This is a genomic window from Nesterenkonia populi, from assembly GCF_007994735.1.
Taxonomy (GTDB): domain Bacteria; phylum Actinomycetota; class Actinomycetes; order Actinomycetales; family Micrococcaceae; genus Nesterenkonia; species Nesterenkonia populi.
In genome coordinates this window covers 1,847,625-1,866,766 of the sequence record NZ_VOIL01000001.1, presented here as the reverse complement: position 1 = coordinate 1,866,766, position 19,142 = coordinate 1,847,625, and the positions used below count along the sequence as shown (strand labels likewise).

Here is a 19,142-nt window from a genome sequence, read left to right as displayed (position 1 = left end):
GATGGTCCCTGAATCACGACGAGGTCATCGGTCGCGCCCAAGTCCGAGGCCCGCGTCAGTTCGGTCAACTAGACAAAGGAGTCCCGCATGAGCACTGTGGACAGCTTCGGAGCAAAGGACGTTCTCAGCGTCAACGGCGCCGACTATGAGATTTACCGGCTGGACAAGGTGGAGGGCTATGACACCCTCCCCTACAGCCTGAAGGTTCTGCTGGAGAACCTGCTCCGTACCGAGGACGGCGCGAATATCACCGCCGAGCACATCAAAGCCGTCGGCGGCTGGGACGAGAGCGCCCAGCCCAACGTGGAGATCCAGTTCACACCCGGCCGGGTCCTGATGCAGGACTTCACCGGCGTGCCCTGCGTGGTGGATCTTGCCACGATGCGTGAGGCCGTGGCCGACCTCGGGGGAGACCCGGAGAAGATCAACCCGCTGGCTCCTGCCGAGATGGTCATCGACCACTCCGTGCAGATTGACGCCTTCGGCTCGCATGACGCCATCGAGCGGAACATGGACATCGAGTACCAGCGCAACGGTGAGCGCTACCAGTTCCTGCGCTGGGGCCAGACCGCCTTCGAGAACTTCAAGGTCGTCCCCCCGGGGATGGGCATCGTCCACCAGGTCAACATCGAGTCTCTGGCCCGCGTGGTGATGACTCGCCAGACCGAGGAGAGCCTGCAGGCCTACCCGGACACATGTGTGGGCACCGATTCCCACACCACCATGGAGAACGGGCTGGGCGTCCTGGGCTGGGGCGTGGGCGGCATCGAGGCCGAGGCTGCGATGCTCGGCCAGCCGATCTCGATGCTCATCCCGCGCGTGGTCGGCTTCAAGCTGACCGGCGAGATCCCCGCCGGCGCCACCGCCACCGACGTGGTGCTGACCATCACTCAGATGCTCCGCGAGCACGGCGTCGTGGGCAAGTTCGTCGAGTTCTACGGCGAAGGCGTGGCTGAGGTGCCGCTGGCCAACCGGGCCACCATCGGCAACATGAGCCCGGAGTTCGGCTCCACCGCCGCGATGTTCCCCATCGACCAGGTCACCCTGGACTACATGCGCCTGACGGGCCGCACTGAGGAGCAGCTCGCCCTGGTGGAGGCCTACGCCAAGGAGCAGAAGATGTGGCACGACCCCTCCCGGGAGCTGCGCTTCTCCGAGCACATGGAGCTGGACCTCTCCACCGTGGTCCCCTCCATCTCCGGGCCCAAGCGTCCCCAGGACCGCATCGCGCTCACCGACGCCAAGGAGCAGTTCCGCAAGGACATCCACAACTACGTCGACGATGCAGCCGCAAAGGCAGAGGGCACCGTGGATGAGTCCGTGGAGGAGAGCTTCCCGGCCTCCGACGCTCCCTCCCCGGCTGCCGGCAACGGTCAGGACGCCGCCGACAAGCCGCGCGTGGCCAAGGACGTGGAGTATGTCTCCGGCCGGCCCTCCAAGCCGGTCGCGGTGGAGATGCCCGACGGCCGTGAGTTCCACCTGGACCACGGTGCGGTCTCCATCGCATCCATCACCTCCTGCACCAACACCTCCAACCCGAACGTGATGCTGGCAGCCGGCGTGCTCGCCCGCAACGCCGTGGAGAAGGGCCTGGTGCAGAAGCCATGGGTCAAGACCTCCATCGCACCGGGCTCCAAGGTCGTCACCGACTACTACGAGCGCTCCGGCCTCATCGAGTACCTGGAGAAGATCGGCTTCTTCGTGGTCGGCTACGGCTGCACCACCTGCATCGGCAACTCCGGCCCGCTGGAGGAGGAGATCTCCAAGACCGTCCTCGAGGAGGACCTCGCTGTCACCTCGGTGCTCTCCGGCAACCGCAACTTCGAGGGCCGCATCAACCCGGACGTGAAGATGAACTACCTGGCCTCTCCGCCGCTGGTGGTCGCCTACGCTCTGGCCGGCTCAATGGACTTCGACTTCGAGAACGAGCCGCTGGGCCAGGACTCGGAGGGCAACGATATCCACCTCAGGGACATCTGGCCGGACCCGATGGAGGTGGACAAGATCATCGAGGAGTCCATCGACACCGAGATGTTCACCTCCAAGTACGACACGGTCTTCGACGGTGACCACCGCTGGCAGTCCATGGACACCCCTGAGGGCTCCACGTTCTCGTGGGACGAGGCCTCCACCTATGTCCGCAAGGCTCCCTACTTTGAGGGCATGGAGATGGAGCCCGGCCCGGTGTCCGACGTCAAGGGCGCTCGTGTGCTCCTGAAGCTGGGCGACTCGGTCACCACTGACCACATCTCCCCGGCCGGCTCCTTCAAGTCCGACACGCCTGCTGGCCGCTACCTGCTGGAGAACGGCGTGGAGCGCAAGGACTTCAACTCCTACGGCTCGCGCCGTGGAAACCACGAGGTCATGATCCGCGGCACCTTCGCCAACATTCGGATCAAGAACGAGCTGCTCGACGGCGTGGAGGGCGGCTTCACCCGTGACTTCACCCAGGAGGGCGCACCGCAGGCGTACGTCTACGACGCCGCACAGAACTACCAGGAGGCGGGAATCCCGCTGGTCGTCCTCGGCGGCAAGGAGTACGGCTCCGGCTCCTCCCGTGACTGGGCCGCCAAGGGCACCCGTCTGCTGGGCGTGAAGGCCGTCATCGCCGAGTCCTTCGAGCGCATCCACCGCTCGAACCTCATCGGCATGGGAGTGCTGCCCCTGCAGTTCCCCGAGGGCGAATCCGCTGGGACCCTCGGCCTCACCGGATTCGAGACCTTCGACATCGAGGGCATCGAGAAGCTCAATGACGGTGAGACTCCCTCCACTCTCCAGGTCACCGCGACCAAGGAGGACGGCGGCACGATCGAGTTCGACGCCGTGGTCCGGATCGACACCCCTGGTGAGGCCGGCTACTACCGCAACGGCGGCATCCTGCAGTACGTGCTGCGGGGGCTGGTGAAGAACGCCGTCTGATTCGCTGAGGATCAGCCTTCGCGCTGACATCAGACAGACAGAGCGGGGTTCGGCCTAGGCGGCCGGGCCCCGCTCTGCTGCGCCCAGAATGTTGAGCCTGCGCCGGCGGGGCTGGGTACCATAGTCGGATGAGCATTCTGCCCACCATCGGGTCTCCGCAGGACCTGAGCCGCCTCAGCGCCGAGCAGCTCGAGCGCCTTGCGGAAGAGACCCGCGCCTTCCTCATCGCCAACGTTTCGGCCACCGGCGGACACCTGGGGCCCAACCTCGGCGTCGTGGAGCTGACCCTGGCCATCCACCGGGTGTTCGACTCCCCGCGGGACTCAATCATCTTCGACACCGGCCACCAGTCCTACGTGCATAAGCTGGTCACCGGCCGTCAGGATTTCACCACTCTGCGCAAGCAGGGCGGGCTCTCCGGCTACCCGGAGCGGTCTGAGTCGCCTCACGACATCGTTCAGTCCTCCCACGCCTCCTCATCCCTCTCGTGGGCGGACGGCATCTCCCGGGCCTACCAGCTGCGGGGGGAGGGAGATCGCTTCGTGATCCCCGTCATCGGCGACGGCGCGCTCACCGGCGGCATGGCATGGGAGGCCGTCAACAACATCGCGGCGGACAAGGACCGGCGGGTGGTGATCGTCGTCAACGACAACGGCCGCTCCTACGCCCCGACGGTGGGCGGGCTGGCGGACCAGCTCTACAAACTGAGGCGCGGTGTCCTCGACAAGGTGCGCACTCACCGTGTCTACGAGAACCTGCTGGACGGCACGAAGCATCGGCTGCAGGACGGCGGCCCGATGTCGCAGATGGTCTACCGCAGCCTGCACGCCGCCAAGAAGGGCGCGAAGGACTTCTGGAACCCGCAGGGGCTCTTCGAGGACCTGGGCATCAAGTACATCGGCCCCATCGATGGGCATGACCAGGCGGCCCTCGAGGAGGCGCTCACCGACGCCCGCAATTACGGCGGCCCGGTGCTGGTCCATGCGATGACGGAGAAGGGGCGCGGCTATGCGCCTGCCCGAGCCGACGAGGCTGATCAGATGCACGCCGTCGGCGTCATCGACCCTGAGACCGGGGACCCGGTCTCCCGGGGCTCGGCGCGCTCTTGGACGTCGGTGTTCGAGGAGGAGATCGCCGCCATCGCTGAGGAGCGTGAGGACGTCGTCGCGCTCACCGGCGCCATGATGACCCCCGTGGGCCTCTCCACGATGGCGGCGCGCTTCCCCGAGCGTGTCTACGACGTCGGGATCGCCGAGCAGCACGCGGTCACCTCGGCCGCGGGTCTGGCCTACGGCGGGCTTCACCCTGTGATCGCTGTGTACGCGACCTTCCTGAATCGCGCCTTCGACCAGCTGCTGATGGACGTGGCGCTGCACAGGGCCGGGGTCACCCTGGTGCTGGACCGTGCCGGTGTGACAGGTCCCGACGGTCCGAGCCACCACGGCATGTGGGACCTGTCTCTGCTGCAGATCGTCCCGGGCCTGCGGATTGCGGCGCCGCGGGACTCCACCCGCCTGCGGGAGGAGCTGCGCGAGGCGGTGGCCGTGGAGGACGCGCCCACTGTGGTCCGGTTCTCCAAGGGTTCGGTCAATGACGAGCTGGGCGCCCTGGAGCGGTTCGATGATGGGGTGGACGTGCTCCACGCCAGCACCGCGCCCCAGGACGGCGTGTACTCCAACGATGTGCTCGTCGTCTCGGTGGGCACCATGGGGGAGCTGTCCCTGGATCTTGCCAAGCGTCTGGAGGACCAGGGCATCACTGCCACTGTGGTCGATCCGCGCTGGGTGCTGCCGGTGCCTGCCTCGGTGGTGTCCCTTGCTGCTCGGCATCGGATCGTCGTCTGCATCGAGGACGGCGTGAAGGCCGGGGGAGTGGGCTCCCGGATTCGCCAGGAGATGCGTGCCTCCGGGGTGGACACTGCCCTGAATGAGGTGGGCCTGCCGGTGGAGTTCTTGGCGCACGGCTCCCGGGACCAGGTGCTGGAGCGGGTCGGCCTCACTGCCGCGCAGATCGCTCAGGACACCGTCGCCCAGGTGCTCGGCACCAAGGTTCCGTTTGCACGTCGGCTGCCCGGAGAGGACTTGCCCACCGGGGAGATTCCGATCTTCCAGCAGCGCCCCCGCTGATGGCCGCGGGGAAGCTGGGGCGTCGAATGCCTCAGAGGCGGGCGCGGATCATTCCCTCGGTGATCTCTGCCTCGTAGGAGGTCAGGTCCTCCTGCGCGGGGCCGGCGATGCGTTCGCCCGTGAACTCGAACTGGGAACCGTGGCAGGGGCACTCAAAATGCTCCCCATCCATCCCCACGGCGCAGCCCTCATGCGGGCATACCGATGAGAAGACCATCACGCTCTCCTCATCAGGGCGGTAGACCAGCAGCATCCGGTCACCGACCTCAGCGACCCCCGCCTCACCGGCTGGAAGGTTCTCCTCGGGAGCAACATCTGTCCACAGACGCTCAGCGTCCGGATCCTCTGAGCCGCCTCCGCCGCATGCGGCAAGAGCCAGGGCCGCTCCGCTCAGGGCGGTCGCCTTCAGAAAGTCGCGCCGGGGCGCGCACCCGCCCGCCGAACAGCTCATCACTCGCCCACTGGGTCAGGGTCCAGCATTGCCACGGCAACGATCGCGGCCGTCTGGTCGACCTGCCAGGGGCGCGCCCCCAGCTCCGCCATGGCGGAGCTGACCGTCTCAAGATCGACAGACTCCGGCGGGCTCCAGCAGAGCTGCTTCAGCACTGCCGGCGCCAGCAGCGTCTCGGGCATCACGCTGATGCTCTCAGCATGCCGGTGCACCCGCGCCCGAGCGGTGCGGAACTGCGCGAACGCCTCCGGGCTCCGATCCCGCCAGGTTCGCGGTGGGGGAGGGCCGCCCGAGCCTCTGCCCTGCTTGACCGGCTGATCCTCGGCCTTGGCGCCGTTCTGGACCGCTCGCAGCCATCGGGGCGCCTCCCGCTTGGCCGCGCGGCCATGGAAGCCTGGGACATCCAGCAGCTGGGGGACGGTGCGCGGCTGCGCATCCGCGGCGGCCACCAGGGCCGAGTCAGGCAGGAGGTGCCCTGGTGCGATGTCCTTGCTCTCAGCAAGGGACTCCCGGGCGTTCCACAGTTCGCGCAGGATGGCCAGCTTCCGCGGGGACTTCAGCCTATTGAGCCCGGTGGTCTTCCGCCATCGCTCCTCAGGGGGCAGCTGGGCGGGCTTGAAGGTCCGGAGGTACTCGAACTCCTGCTCGGCCCAGTCGGACTTGCCCTGCTCGGCGAGGAGCTCCTGCAGCTTCCCCCTGAGCTCCACCAGCAGCTCGACGTCGAGGGCTGCGTAGCGAAGCCAGTCCTCCGGCAGCGGACGTTTCGACCAATCAGCAGCGGAATGCTCCTTGGCGAGCCGCACACCGAGCAGCTGCTCGGTCACTGCCCCGAGGCCTACCTTCGGCAGCCCGGCGAGCCGGGCTGCGTGCTCAGTGTCGAAGAGCCGGTGCGGGTGCATTCCTGCATCAGCCAAGCAGGGGAGGTCCTGGGTGGAGGCGTGGAGGATCCACTCGGCGTCCCCGAGCGCCTCCTGGACGGGAGAGAGGGGAGTCTGCTCGGTGAACGCCTCCGGGTCGATCAGCCAGATTCCGGAGCCCTCACGCTTGAGCTGCACGAGGAACGCACGCTGCCCGTACCGGAAGCCGGAGGCCCGCTCGGCGTCCACCGCCACGGGTCCGGTGCCTGCTGCCAGACCATCAGCTGCCCGCCGGAGGCCGCGAGCAGTGCTGATCACCGCAGGCACCCCGTCCTTCGGCTCGGTCAGCAGCGGCGGCTCGTGGGCCACGTCGTTCTGGGGCATATTCTCCTTAGTTCCTCCGGATGTGCGGCATGGCCAGGACGCCGTCGGGCAGCGGGGGGAGCCCCGCGAAGGAGCAGACCATGTCAGCCCATGCCTCCAGGTGGGAGTCGAAGCCCTCCCCGGCCGGTGTCCAGGAGGCCCGCAGCTCGACGTCGTTGGTGGACTGCCGGGCACGCAGGGACCCGAACGATTCGGACAGGATCCGGGTGGCTGTTCCGCCCGCGGCGCTGTGCCTGACGCCGTGCTGAGCCAGGGAGTCAGACAGCCAGGTCCAGGCGACCTCAGCCAGCAGCGGGTCGTTGCCCATCTCCGGCTCCAGCTCCGCCCGGATGTAGATGACCACTCGGAAGGTCCCGCCCCAGGACTCCTGGCCCGCAGGATCGTGCAGGAGGATGAACCGGCCCACGGCCAGGGTCTCCTCGTCATTGTTGACCGGCCGCAGGCGGGGAGCGGAGCTGCCCGGGTCAGGCGCCGCGTTGAGGACCTCTGCGCGCAGAGCCACGGCGTAGGGAGCGAGCTTCACCGGCGCAGGAACCTCCTCCACCAGGGCCTCGGCCCGCGGTCGGGCGCTGCGCAGCTGATGCAGGGCGGAGAGGAAGCTGCCGGGCAGGCGCTCTGCCGCAGGGGCGTCTGAGGCGCGACCGGCCGCGGCGGACACCCGGCGGGCGGCAGCCTCAGCGGCGGGCCCGAAAACACTCACGTGCCCAGGCTAGGCAGGTGGGCGCCTCCGACGGCTCAGGCACGCCGTCGCACCGCCTCACTGCGGAATCAGCTGACGTCCACCTGAAGTCCAGGGTCGGGTGGTGTGGTGGACAGGAAACCTGAGGTCATCATGCAGTTGCAGGAGGAATCGGAGCCATGCGCATCGCCGTCGTCGGAGCCAGCGGAAACCTAGGGACAGCGGTCCTGCACGAGCTTGCCGGGCGTGAGGAGGCCGAGAGCGTTCTCGGGATCGCCCGCCGTGTGCCCAACACGGACGTCGACCCTTACCGCCAGGCGGACTGGGCCAGCATCGACATCCAGTGGGAGGAGTCGGTGGACAAGCTCACGGAAGCGCTCAGCGGCGTCGACGCCGTGATCCACCTGGCCTGGCTCATCCAGCCCAACACCCAGCGGGAGCTGCTGCGTCGGGTGAACGTGGACGGTACGCGGCATGTGCTGGATGCCGCGGCGAAGGCTGGAGTGAAGCACATTGCCGTGGCCTCCTCCGTGGGGGCCTACTCGCCGGTGGACGACGACGAGCCCCGCGACGAGACGTGGCCGACCGAAGGCATCGACTCCGCGCACTACAGCGTGGACAAGGCCGCTCAGGAGCGGGTGCTCGACGAGTTCGAGGCCGAGCACAGCGACATCACCCTGGCCCGCATCCGGCCGGCACTGATCTTCCAGGGAGCAGCAGCCTCGGAGATCCAGAGGTACTTTCCCGGCAAGCTGCTGCCGAACAATCTGCTCGGCTCGTTCCGCCCGCCGCGGCTGCCGATGCCCGCAGGCGTCCGGACCCAGGCGGTGCATGCGAAGGACGCCGCCGTCGCCTTCGCCGAGGCTGCGATGCGCGGCGCTCACGGGGCGTACAACATCGCAGCCGACGACATCCTCGACGGGGAGGCGATCGCCTCGTCCCTCTCCAACACAGATCCTGCTCAGCAGGCAGCCATGGGCAAGGTCGACGCCGGCTACAAGGCCGTGGAGAAGAGCTCACTGCGTGTGCCGAGCCTCCCGATCCGGCCGCTCATCAAGCTCGCCCATCGCAGCCGCCTGCTTCCTATGGATGAGGGATGGCTGGACATGGCCGTCCACTCTCCCCTGATGAAGACGGACAAGGCGCGCAAAGAGCTCGGCTGGAAGCCGAGCATGACCGGCCTGGAGGCCTTGGAGGAGCTGATCGACGGCATGTCCCGAGGCAACGGGGCGCCCTCGGGCCCCCTGCGCGCTAAGACCCAGGCGGATGCCTCCCTCATCAAGCACCCCCTGCCCGGCGCCGGACACCGGCTGGACCCGGAGAGGGTCGATGTTGCTCTTCTGCGCCAGTACCTCAAGGACCACCTCACCGGGGCCACCGCCGGGCTGGAGCGCATCACCGCCATGACGGAGGGCTACCAGGACACCCCCGCATACCCGCAGCTGGCCGCCGTGGCGGAGAGCATCGCAGGTGAGCGGGCATGGCTGGAGGCCCTCATCGAACGCCAGGGCTTCTCCGAGCCGACCCTGATGGAGCAGGCAGCCGCGGCGGGGGAGAAGCTTGCCCGCCTCAAGCCCTTCGGCACCGCGCCCACCGAACGCTCGCCCTCAGAGATGGTCCTGGAGACCGAGCTGATGATGGGAGCGATCACCGCGAAGATGCACGGCTGGTTCGTGATCGCTGACTATGCCGAGGAACTGGGTGTGCCCGAGGGGGTCGCCGAGGACCTGATCGCGACGGCCGATGCGCAGCGGGAGACGCTCGGCGAGATCCACGAATTTGCCCGGAAGCGGGCCTACCGGCCTGACGCCGACCCTATGCCGGAGTGATGGCGGGGTGCGCGACACATCCCGGCCTCAATTCTGAATGACTCAGAATAACGGCTAGACTGGGGGCGTCCACCCAAAGGATGAAAGGAGAGCCCCTTGGCTGATCAGATCCTTACCACCCGTCAGGGCCACCCGGTCCAGCACAACCAGAACATGCGAACCGTCGGATCCCGCGGTCCGGCAACTCTGGAGAACTACCACTTCCTCGAGAAGATCTCCCACTTCGACCGCGAGCGCATCCCGGAGCGCGTGGTGCACGCACGCGGCTTCGTCGCCTACGGCGAGTTCGAGGCCACCGGCAAGATCGGTGACGAGCCCGCTTCGAAGTACACCCGTGCCAAGCTCTTCCAGGAGGCCGGCAAGAAGACCGACCTCGCTATCCGCTTCTCCACTGTGATCCACGGCCGCGACTCGGCCGAGACGCTGCGCGACCCGCGCGGCTTCGCAGTGAAGTTCTACACCGAGGACGGCAACTGGGACCTGGTGGGGAACAACCTCGCGGTCTTCTTCATCCGTGATGCCATCAAGTTCCCCGACGTCATCCACTCCCTGAAGCCGGACCCGGTCTCGTTCCGCCAGGAGCCGGCCCGCATTCTCGACTTCATGAGCCAGGCTCCTGAGTCGATGCACATGCTGACCCACCTGTTCAGTCCCCGAGGCATCCCGGCGACCTACCGCCACATGGAGGGCTTCGGCGTCAACACCTACAAGATGGTCAACGCCGAAGGCGAGACCGTCCTGGTGAAGTATCACTGGCTGCCCAGGGCCGGCGTCGCCTCCATGAGCAGCGAGGAGGCCGCGAAGGTGCAGGGTCAGGACCTGGGGCACGCCACTCGGGACCTCTTCGACGCCATCGAGCGCGGCGAGTACCCGCAGTGGGACTTCTACGTGCAGATCATCGAGGACCACGAGCACCCGGAGCTGGACTTCGACCCGCTGGACGACACCAAGATCTGGCCCGAGGACCAGTTCCCGCTGCGTCACGTGGGCACCATGACCCTGAACCGCAACGTGGACGACCACCACAACGAGAACGAGCAGATCGCCATGGGGACCGGTGTCCTGGTGGACGGCCTGGACTTCTCCGACGACAAGATGCTGGTGGGACGCACCTTCAGCTACTCGGACACCCAGCGCTACCGCGTGGGCCCCAACTACCTCCAGCTGCCCGTCAACTCTCCCAAGGGAGTGAAGGGCCGCGTGCACACCAACCAGCGCGGCGGCCTGATGAGCTACGGCGTGGACCTCGCCCCGGAGCAGAACCCGCACGTGAACTATGAGCCCTCCATCACCGGCGGACTCACCGAGGCTGAGAAGAAGCCGAACAACCCGCCGGAGATCACCGGGACGCTCGCCCCGGCCAACCTGGAGCGGACGAACGACTACCTGCACGCCCGCGGCCGCTACGTGACCATGAACGCCTGGGAGCGCGATGAGCTCGTCAAGGAGTTCGGCGGCATGATCCAGGAGGCTGCGCCGCAGGTCCAGGAGCGCTTCCTGTGGCACCTGTTCATGGTTCACGACGACTACGGCAAGCGGGTCGGCGAGTTCATCGGCAAGACCGCCGAGGACGTGAAGCACCTCGAGCCGCTGGCCGCCCAGAACCTCAACGAGGACGAGCAGAAGCGTCTGGCGAACCTGGGCAGCAACGGCGACGGCTTCGACCCCACCGTGTGGGGCGCCTGGACCTCGTCTGTGGTGAACCACCAGGTCACCGCTGAGCAGGTCCTCGGCGGCCTGGGCGACCTCGAGTACACCCGCGAGGACGCACCGTCCCAGTGATGATGAGCTCCCGCATCAGCTGAACAGCGAATAACGCACGACGGCGCCAACTCCCTTCATGAAGAAGGTGCGAGCTGGCGCCGTCGTCGTCTGGGTCGAGCTGCTAGACCCTCTCGAGCAGCATGGCTGTGCCCTGCCCCATGCCTACACACATGGTGGCGAGTCCGCTATCTGCTCCTTCATCCTCCATGCGGCGCAGCAGAGTAACAATGAGCCGGCAGCCGGAGGAGCCGAGGGGGTGCCCCAGGGCGATGGCCCCGCCGTCCGCATTGACCAGATCCTGGTCCAGTCCTAGCCGGCCGATACAGGCCAGCGACTGAGAGGCGAAGGCCTCGTTCAGCTCCACGGCACCGATCTCGTCCAACGTCCATCCGCTGCGCTTGAGCACCTTCTCTGTGGCCGGCACCGGGCCCAGCCCCATGATCTCCGGGGCGATTCCGGCGTCGGCGCGAGCCACGATCCTCGCCCGTATCTCCAGCCCGAACCTCTGTACAGCCCGTTCCGATGCCACCAAGACCGCAGAGGCTCCGTCGCTGAGGGTTGAGGCGTTGCCCGCCGTGACCACGGCCCCCCGGGTGACCACCGGTCGCAGGTTGGACAGCGCCTCCAAGGAGGTGTCCCGGCGGGGTCCCTCATCCGTATCCACCACGGTGATCTGCCCCTTCCTCCCGGGGACCTCTACCGGGATGATCTCCCGGCGAAGTCTGCCGTTCTCCTGGGCAGCCAGGGCCCGCTGATGAGATCTGAGGGCGAACGCATCGGAGTCCTCCCGGCTTATGCTGTCCACTTTGGCCACCTCCTCCGCTGTCTCCGGCATGGAGAAGGCGCGCTTCTCATGCTTGAGATGCTCGGGGTTGATGAACCGCGCCCCGATAGAGGTGTCCGCAATCTCTCCAGGTCGCCCGAAGGCACTGGTCGGCTTGGCGAGCACCCATGGCGCCCGGGACATGGACTCCACGCCGCCGGCTACCACCAGGTCCGCGTCCCCGGCAACCACCATCTGAGAGGCAGCAGCGACGGCCGACATTCCCGAGGCGCACAGTCGATTGACCGTCATCCCGGGCACGGTGTCGGAAAAACCCGCCAGCAGCCATGACATGCGGGCCACATTGCGGTTCTCCTCGCCGGCGCCGTTGGTATTGCCGACGAGCACATCATCCACGTCCGCGGGGTCGATTCCAGCATCCTCCACCGTCTGCCGGATGACCAGTGCAGCCAGGTCGTCAGGGCGCACCGAAGAGAGGGAGCCGCCATACCGGCCCGTTGGGGTGCGGGTGCCTCCGACCAAAAAAGCCGCGGGAGAAGCGGAATGGACTGCTGCAGACATCAGAGAACTCCATGGGTCTCGGGGATACGGGTCAAGGTCGAGGAAGAGAGTGCAACGGTCGGCTCTTCATCGGCGAAGAGTCCGGGTGAATGCGGAGATGCCCGTGATGTCCCGGCCCAGAATGAGCGCCTGCATGGAGTCGGTGCCCTCATAGGTGGAGACAACCTCCATGTCAGTGAGATGCCGAGAGATATGGTTCTCCAGCAGCAGCCCATTGCCGGCAAGTATGTCGCGGGCCTCCCTGCACATGGCCAGTGCCTTGCGTGAGGTCGTCATCTTCACCAGGGATGCCATGGCGTCGGTCAGCCGGTCGGTCTCAGCCAGTTCAGCCATCCGGGAGCACATCAGCTGCATCGAGGTGAGGTCGGAGAGCATGGTCGCCAGCTTCTCCTGAATCAGCTGATAGCTCCCGATAGGTGCTCCGAACTGTTCGCGGCGCATTGCATAGTCCGCGGCAATCTCGAAGGCGGCCATGCCATGGCCTACCGCCTCCCAGGAAGCTCCGCCTCGAGTGGCTCGCAGAACGCGGTTCACGTCCTTGAAGCTGTTGCAATCTGCCAGCCTGTTCTCATCCGGGATGTACAGCTGCTCGATGACGATATCGGCTTGGTTGATGGAACGCTTGCCGATCTTGCCTGTGATCATGTGCGGGCGATATCCCCCGGGGTAGGTGCCGTCATGCTGTCGCTCCAGGACGAACGCCTTGATCTGAGCGTCCGCCTCATCCCGGGCAAAGATGACGACGACGTTGGCAGCATGTCCATTCCCTATCCAGCGCTTATGACCGTTGAGGACCCAAGTGTCGCCTTCCTTCCGGGCGGAGGTCTCCAGGGAGACGGAGTCGGAGCCATGAGCGGGCTCGGTCAGGGCAAAGGCCCCGGTGAGCTCAAGGCGTGCCAGTGAGGGCAGCCAGCGATTACGCTGCTCCTCATTGCCGAGCATGTAGATGGTGCCCATGCAGAGGTTGGAGTGGACTCCCAAGAAGGTATTGACTGATCCATCGACTCGTCCCATCTCCCGGGCGACAAGTCCTGCCGCACTTCGGGAGAGGCCCGGGCAGCCATACCCCGGGATGAAGCCTCCGATGATTCCGAGCTCTGCCAAGGGGGCGAGAATCGGTTCCGGGAACTCAGCCCGCTCCCAGTGGTCGTTAATGACGGGAAGGACATGTTCCACGCCGAAGCGTCGGACCCTGTCACGCAGCTCCAGCTCCGCATGGGGGAGTTCCTCATCGAGGCGGAAGTAGTCAGGGTGGTCCAGGACAGATGTCATGATGAACCTTCCGCATCATCGGTGAGGGCCTTCTCCAGAGCGGCTCGCAGAGCCTCGGGCATTGGAGTGGGCTTGCCTGTGGCGGGGTCCAGCAGAACCAGAGCTGCCTCAGAGGCCACGCATAGTGCTTCCTCCTGAAACAGCTCGTGCTGGACGGTGAAGGAGGTGTTCCCCAGCCGGGATACCCATACCGACGCAGTGAGCTCGGGGCCGTAATGAATAGGCCGCCGAAAATCCAGCGAGATGCTGCGCACGACTCGCGGCAGCGAGGAATGGGCAGGGTCCCTCGCGACCCAGCTGTGCCCCGCTTTGATGCGGGCCTCTTCGATCAGGGTGAGCACCCGAGCGTTATTCACATGACCGTTGACATCCTGGTCAGACCAACGGACCTCCAGCGAGGTGGTGAAGACAGGGGGATGATGAGGATGATGGGGCATCAGGCGGCCTCCTGCGTCATGTCGGCGGAGCAGCGCTGACGCAGCCAGCTGCGGATCTCCGCATTGTCGGCCCCGAGCGGGGGAGGGGCCTTGGTATACCGGGCAGGTGTTCGGCTGAACTGCACGGGGTGCTTGATTGTGGGGACTGCCTCCGGTTCCTCACCAGCTGTGACGACAGGCCGGAGCCCCAGCCGCTCAGGGAATCGAATGCCTTCGCCGATGGTCAGGATCGGAGCGCAGGGAACCTCCACCTCCTGAAGCGCCTCGAACCAACGCTCGGCCGAGTGCTGGCTCAGCACGTCTGCAACAAGTCCATTGAGCGGCCCAGAGGGGATGCCTGCTGGGAGGTGATCACCCACCCCTGCGTAGAGCTGTGACGATGCCTGTGACATTTCTCCTCTTTCGCAGATTGTGTTCCAGACCACAAAATCAACCGGATTACATCCTGTCCAATACAAATTGACGTGTACGCTGATACTCACAGAGGAAAAATGGGGAGACATGGAAGTTCATCAGGCACGGGCCTTTCTCGCAGTGGCGGAGGAGCTCCACTTCGGACGAGCTGCAGCGAAGCTAAGGATGGCGCAGCCGCCGTTGAGCCGATTGATCCGTCAGCTGGAGCGCTCCATGGGTGCCACTCTCTTTGAGCGAAGCACCCGACACGTGGCGCTGACTCCTGCCGGGGAGGCTCTTCTGGAGACTGCCGAGACACTGGTAGCAGTCTCAGAGAACGCGCGGCAGTCGGTCCGCAACGCCATGAATGGGGAGACAGGAAGAGTGCGGCTCGGCTTCGCAGGTGCCTCCATCAACCGGCAGGTGGGTCAGATTGCTCGTAGTATCCGCGCTGTGCGACCGGGCATCAGTCTTGAGCTGCACAGCTCCCAGTTCTCCCACCTGGGCCTCCAGCGGGTGCTGGATGAATCACTGGATCTGGTGATCGGTCGCTGGGACTACCTGCCCCCGGCCATCGAGTCCTCGGTGATCGCTATGGAAGAGCCGCTGCTGGCCGTTCCCGATAATCACCCGCTGGCCGGACGCGAGAGACTCAGCATGGGGGAGCTTGCAGAGGAGTCCTGGATAACCCTGCCGGGAGGAGCCGGCGCAGCTCTGCAGAACAGGCTCAACTCATTGGCGATGACTGCGGGCTATGTCCCCCGGGTCGTTCAGACAGCTCCGGACTCCTGGACACTCGTAGTCCTCGTCGGCGCGGGGATGGGATGCTCCTTGACCCTGGATTCCGTTCGGGACAACATCGCCTCTGAGGGTGTGACCTTCATACCGCTGGCAGAAGGCAACCAGCCTATGGAAGTCAGAATGATCTGGCGCGCGACGGACGATAGTCCGGCCCTGCGAGCAGTGGTCGACCTGGCGGGACGGATCTTCACTGATCCTCGGGAAGACGCTCATTCCTCATAGTTTCGGACCACGACGAAAGTTAGGGGCGCGCTTCTCGATGAACGCGCGGGTCCCCTCGGCCTTCTCTTCGGCGCCGTAGAGGACTGCCTGGGCTAGCCTCTCGAGTAGTCTTGCAGTGCCGGCATCAGAGGAAAAACCGTGCTGGACCACCGTCTTAGAAAGCTGGAGCGCCAAAGGGCCCCGAGACAGAATGCTGCGGGCACAGTCCAGGGCGGCCTTCTTCAGCTGTTCGGGCTCCACTACCTGAGAGACAAGCCCCCAGGCCAGAGCCTCATCTGCCGGGATGCGGCGTCCGGTGAGGATCAGCTCCGTGGCCCTGCCGATGCCCACCACTTCCGCCAGGCGCTGCGTGCCTCCCGCGGCTGGCATGATGCCGAGGCCTGTTTCCGGGAAAGCGAACAGCGCGTTGGTGGTCGCAATGCGGATATCGCAGCTGAGCGCCAACTCGTGGCCTCCGCCGAATGCATAACCATTGACGGCGGCAATAGTGGGCTGGGGGAAGCTGGCGATACGGTCATAGAGCCGCTGCATCCTGGCGTCCAGTGCATCTGCCGGAGACCGCCGGGCTATTTCGCTGATATCAGCCCCGGCTACGAATGCCTCATGCCCGGCTCCGATGAAGATGAGCAGGTGGGCATCCTCATCGTCCTGAAGCTCATCAAGGGCCACGGAGATTTCAGCCATGACCTGGCTATTTATGGCATTTCTGACCTCAGGCCGCCGGACCGTCACCCATGCTATTCCCTCCTCCTTTTCCACTGTGATCAACTGGAATCCATTTTCTGGCATGCGGCGTGCAGTGTTCATACGGTTTCCTCCTGAGCTTGCATCATTTATATCCCTTGCATGTGACGTGCGCCACCAATGTGCTCGATTGATACCCACGACACATCAAGGGGGGAAGAGGAAAGTAAAAGTGCCTCCGGCGATTGCCGCTCTGACCGCAGAGTGATTACGTGGTGTGCATCACGCACAAAAGGAGCAGCATGTTCGACCTCTCGATGATGGTGTCCCAGTCGGCTCGCGAAGATCCGGACTCGTGAAGGACAGTGGGAGGGGACGCTTTTCCCTAGGGTGGCTCTGGCTTCTGGTGGCCGTGGCCTTCCTGAGTCAAGGGGCGGTCCACCTGATCCGGCCCACCACCACCTATAAGCTGATCGGCCTGGGGGCTGACGGCATGACCGTCGGTGTCATCACAGCCATCTATGCGCTGTTGCCTGTTCTGTTTGCCCTCTTTACCGCCACTCGTGCTCAGAGCGCAGCCTCTCTTCGCCCCCTGTTGAGTCTCGGCGCTCTGCTGTCGGGGGCAGGGGCGGCAGGAGTCGCTGCGGCCCCTTCCGTGCCTGGCATCGCTGCAGCCAGCGCCCTGCTCGGCGTGGGGCAGATCACCATGGTCGTTGCTGCGCAGACTGCTATCGCACGCTTCGTCTCCGACCACCAGCTGGACTTTGCCTTCGGATGGTTTACCGCAGGCTTCGCCGCGGGGCAGATGGCCGGTCCTTTGGCGGGCGGTGCACTGCTGGACAGTGCGGGCTCAGGACACTCTTCCATGGCAGCAACGGGGGCCATCGACCTGACACTATGGCTGGGAGCGGGACTTACCGGGCTCGCGCTTGCAATCGTCCTCGTCTCCGGCCGCGCTCTTCACCAGGGCAGGCGCCTTCCTGATGCCTCTGCCGACGTCGACCAGGTGCCTCCAGCATCGGCTCAGGCTCGGCGCCCCAGCGGGCTCCCGCGCGTTCGGGGGATCCTTCGTACTCCCCGCGTGAAATCCCACTTCTTCGCGTCTATCGCGCTGATCGGCATGATGGATCTGCTTTCGGCCTTCCTCCCCCTGGTCGGGGATGAGGCCGGGGTTTCACCGCTATGGGTTGGAGTGCTGCTGGCGGTGCGGGCGACGGCCTCTATTGCCTCCCGGGCACTGCTTCCGCTACTGCGCCGCAGACTGTCCCGGCATGTGCTGGTAGTAACAGCACTCTGGGGATCAGGAAGCATGCTGGCAGTCGCTGCTGCTGTCATCCACCAGCTCCCTCTTGCCCTCCTGGCTATTGCCCTGGGCGGTTTCTTCCTGGGTCTGGGGCAGCCCCTGACGATGTCGGCGATCTCCGAGGCCGTCCCGAGGCACTGGCGATCCTCTTCACTGGCACTCAGCCTGGTCGGCAATCGAATAGGCCTGGTAGTGGTTCCTCTGGCTGCTGGTGGCCTGACCGGAGTCCTCGGCGCCTCCGCTGGAATCTGGGTCGGTTGTCTGCTGCTGCTGGGCTCCGGCGCAGAAAAGACATTCCTCAGCAGGAGGTAGGCAGCCTTGCCTGCGGGCTCAAGACGTACGTTCAGGCGGGGTCCCGTCCCGCAGATACAGCGAGGTCGTGAGCAATGACAGCAAGCTGCAGAAGCAGCCTGTCGCGGGGTCTCTGTATGTCGCAGCCAGTCAGTTCGACAAACTGACGGCTGCGATAGATCACCGTATTGCGATGACAGAACAGTTCCTCAGCGGCATAGGTGGGTGATCCGTCGTGGCGCAGCAGAGCACGGAGAGTCTGGAGCAGTGTGTCGCGCTGATGCGGAGACAGTTTCAGGACGCGTCCGAGGGTCTGGTGCAGCACCATGGACCCGAGTTCAGGGCTCGCCTCGATCAGCAGTTCAGGCAGACGATCAGCGGCCCAGGCCAGGCGGGGCTCTCCTCCAGGAAGGATCCCAGCCGCGCGGCGGGCCAGCCTGAAGGCAGCGGCGCTGCCGGCCAGACCCTCTCGAGCCAGGGAGAGCCCGACACGACCCCTGACGGCAGGCTGGAGCGCATTGGTTAGCCGTTCCTCATCCAGGTTCTGGAAGCTGATGATCCCGTAGAAGGCATCATCCCGCATCCCCCAGCGTGAAGTGCTTCCCAGGCGCTCAATGCGATCCTCGGGGTGATGGAGAGGATCGTCGTAAGGGTCCTCCACCAAGGCGGTCACGCACACCACAGGCTCCTCAGGGTGAATGCCGAGGATCTCCTCCGAGCGTGCTGCGAATTCGGGCAAGGCTCCGCGGCCTTCTAGCAGGCCCGCCAGGTAGTTCTCCTGCCGGCGGCGGTCTTGAAGCTCCAGCCTGGTGATTTCTCGCCGGTAGGCTTCGCTGACGAGTTTGCTCTGTATCTCCAAGTCATGCCAGAGGCTCCGGCCTACATTCACCAGCTCATCAGCAGGCAGAGAGATCTGCCCTGTGCGCACGCGCTTGGCGAGCTCCTCCCAGAGCAGCAGATTGCCGGAGGTATACGCCGAAAGCACCGCCTCGAGGGGAACACCTTGACGTGCCCTGTCGATAGCAGTGGATCGCAGAACCTCGGCCAGCCGCGCCGGCCCGGTGTCGTCCGTTGACTCCCCGCTGAGACGGATCAGACCGCGGTGAACATGCTGACGCATACTGCGCCGCAGCAATGCACGCAGTTCAGGAGTGGACCAGCTGGATCCCGAGTCCCGCTTCAGGATGAGCGCTGTGATGTCGTCAGCGATCTCATCCGAATGCTCCAGCATCTCCCGCCAGGCTGCCCGGGGGAGCGGATGCGGGTCGGGGCTCGAATCGTCATCAGAGTAAGTCCCACGCATAGCTCAACGATCTCACGGTTCTCAGGAGCGCTCCGGCGAAAGAGGATCGCTGAAGTCCGGATCTCCGCGCAGGCAATATACA

At 65.5% G+C, this 19,142-nt stretch carries 15 protein-coding genes; 6 read left to right on the top strand and 9 right to left on the bottom strand.

The genetic code is table 11. The annotated features are described in order from the left end of the window. Nucleotides 1-87: 87 nt before the first annotated feature. A complete protein-coding gene (locus tag FWJ47_RS08550; RefSeq protein ID WP_147106873.1) occupies nt 88-2,919 on the top strand; it encodes an aconitate hydratase in 2,832 nt (943 codons plus the stop codon). Between the two features lie 128 nt (nt 2,920-3,047). Then, the gene (gene dxs, locus FWJ47_RS08545; RefSeq protein WP_147106870.1) at nt 3,048-5,045 is read left to right on the top strand and encodes a 1-deoxy-D-xylulose-5-phosphate synthase; all 1,998 of its coding nucleotides are present in this window, start codon (nt 3,048-3,050) and stop codon (nt 5,043-5,045) included. 31 nt (nt 5,046-5,076) lie between these two features. Here dxs and FWJ47_RS08540 read toward each other — a convergent pair whose 3' ends face one another. Genes FWJ47_RS08540 through FWJ47_RS08530 form a run of 3 tightly spaced genes read right to left on the bottom strand, consistent with a single transcriptional unit; the run spans nt 5,077 to nt 7,437 of the window. After that, nucleotides 5,077-5,496, bottom strand: coding sequence for a QcrA and Rieske domain-containing protein (locus FWJ47_RS08540; RefSeq protein WP_147109216.1), 420 nt, complete (start codon nt 5,494-5,496; stop codon nt 5,077-5,079). Further along, nucleotides 5,496-6,737, bottom strand: a complete 1,242-nt coding sequence (locus FWJ47_RS08535; protein ID WP_147106867.1) for an HRDC domain-containing protein — start codon at nt 6,735-6,737, stop codon at nt 5,496-5,498. The genes FWJ47_RS08540 and FWJ47_RS08535 overlap by 1 nt, the downstream gene beginning before the upstream one ends. Nucleotides 6,738-6,744: 7 nt before the next feature. After that, nucleotides 6,745-7,437: a DUF3000 domain-containing protein gene (locus FWJ47_RS08530; protein ID WP_147106862.1), complete on the bottom strand. Its 693-nt coding sequence runs from the start codon at nt 7,435-7,437 to the stop codon at nt 6,745-6,747. A gap of 158 nt (nt 7,438-7,595) precedes the next feature. Between FWJ47_RS08530 and FWJ47_RS08525 the strand changes: the two genes are divergently transcribed. Both FWJ47_RS08525 and FWJ47_RS08520 read left to right on the top strand, forming a co-directional pair. Further along, complete coding sequence (locus FWJ47_RS08525; RefSeq protein ID WP_147106859.1) at nt 7,596-9,245, top strand: NAD-dependent epimerase/dehydratase family protein; 1,650 nt, start codon at nt 7,596-7,598, stop codon at nt 9,243-9,245. A 96-nt stretch (nt 9,246-9,341) separates the two neighbouring features. Next, nucleotides 9,342-11,027 carry a catalase gene (locus FWJ47_RS08520; RefSeq protein WP_147106856.1) on the top strand — a complete coding sequence of 562 codons (1,686 nt, stop codon included), beginning with the start codon at nt 9,342-9,344 and terminating at the stop codon, nt 11,025-11,027. 103 nt (nt 11,028-11,130) lie between these two features. On the opposite strand, the gene FWJ47_RS08515 is transcribed toward FWJ47_RS08520, so the two are convergent. From FWJ47_RS08515 to FWJ47_RS12075, 4 genes are all read right to left on the bottom strand, one after another. After that, entirely contained in the window at nt 11,131-12,354 is a 1,224-nt protein-coding gene (locus FWJ47_RS08515; RefSeq protein WP_147106853.1) for a thiolase family protein, read from the bottom strand. 66 nt (nt 12,355-12,420) lie between these two features. After that, entirely contained in the window at nt 12,421-13,626 is a 1,206-nt protein-coding gene (locus FWJ47_RS08510) for an acyl-CoA dehydrogenase family protein (protein ID WP_147106849.1), read from the bottom strand. After that, a complete protein-coding gene (locus tag FWJ47_RS08505) occupies nt 13,623-14,063 on the bottom strand; it encodes an acyl-CoA thioesterase (RefSeq protein ID WP_147106846.1) in 441 nt (146 codons plus the stop codon). Before FWJ47_RS08505 ends, FWJ47_RS08510 begins: the two co-directional genes overlap by 4 nt. Continuing rightward, nucleotides 14,063-14,455, bottom strand: a complete 393-nt coding sequence (locus FWJ47_RS12075) for a CoA transferase (protein ID WP_281289238.1) — start codon at nt 14,453-14,455, stop codon at nt 14,063-14,065. Before FWJ47_RS12075 ends, FWJ47_RS08505 begins: the two co-directional genes overlap by 1 nt. Nucleotides 14,456-14,564: 109 nt before the next feature. Between FWJ47_RS12075 and FWJ47_RS08495 the strand changes: the two genes are divergently transcribed. Beyond that, entirely contained in the window at nt 14,565-15,479 is a 915-nt protein-coding gene (locus FWJ47_RS08495; RefSeq protein ID WP_147106840.1) for a LysR family transcriptional regulator, read from the top strand. On the opposite strand, the gene FWJ47_RS08490 is transcribed toward FWJ47_RS08495, so the two are convergent. Next, nucleotides 15,474-16,268, bottom strand: coding sequence for an enoyl-CoA hydratase/isomerase family protein (locus FWJ47_RS08490; RefSeq protein WP_147106835.1), 795 nt, complete (start codon nt 16,266-16,268; stop codon nt 15,474-15,476). The genes FWJ47_RS08495 and FWJ47_RS08490 overlap by 6 nt on opposite strands. 301 nt (nt 16,269-16,569) lie before the next feature. On the opposite strand from FWJ47_RS08490, the gene FWJ47_RS08485 reads away from it, so the two are divergent. Further along, nucleotides 16,570-17,778, top strand: a complete 1,209-nt coding sequence (locus FWJ47_RS08485) for an MFS transporter (protein ID WP_170228534.1) — start codon at nt 16,570-16,572, stop codon at nt 17,776-17,778. Between the two features lie 31 nt (nt 17,779-17,809). Here FWJ47_RS08485 and FWJ47_RS08480 read toward each other — a convergent pair whose 3' ends face one another. Further along, entirely contained in the window at nt 17,810-18,988 is a 1,179-nt protein-coding gene (locus FWJ47_RS08480) for a PucR family transcriptional regulator (RefSeq protein WP_170228533.1), read from the bottom strand. Between the last annotated feature and the right edge of the window lie 154 nt (nt 18,989-19,142).